The sequence below is a fragment of the Pseudomonas sp. NY15356 genome, assembly GCF_048068175.1.
Taxonomy (GTDB): domain Bacteria; phylum Pseudomonadota; class Gammaproteobacteria; order Pseudomonadales; family Pseudomonadaceae; genus Aquipseudomonas; species Aquipseudomonas putida_K.
Genome location: NZ_JBLUPW010000093.1, coordinates 1 through 353 on the forward strand (window position 1 = coordinate 1; position 353 = coordinate 353).

The following is a 353-nucleotide window of genomic DNA, read 5'->3' on the forward strand; positions in this document are numbered from 1 at the left end:
ACGCCAGGCATCACCGAAGGGGGCGTGATCACCTACACCGCCACCCTGAGCAACCCGGCGCAAACGCCGGTTACCGTGACCCTGTCCAACGGCCAGACCATCACCATCAAGGCCGGCGAGACCACCGGTACCGTGGACTTCCAGACCCCGGCCAATGACGTCTACAACAATGGCAGCACCGTCAGCACCACCATTACCGGCGCCACCGGCGGCAACTTCGAGCAGCTGACGCCGAACCCAGCGCCTGCCGAAACCGTCATCACCGATTCGGTCGACACCACCAGCGTCACCCTGACCGCAACGCCAGGCATCACCGAAGGGGGCGTGATCACCTACACCGCCACCCTGAGCAA

Annotated in this window: 1 protein-coding gene; it reads left to right on the forward strand. The window is 64.6% G+C overall.

The window, feature by feature from the left end:
• On the forward strand, positions 1–353 hold a 353-nt coding region (locus tag ACNFCI_RS24075; protein ID WP_416768438.1), incomplete at both ends, for an immunoglobulin-like domain-containing protein.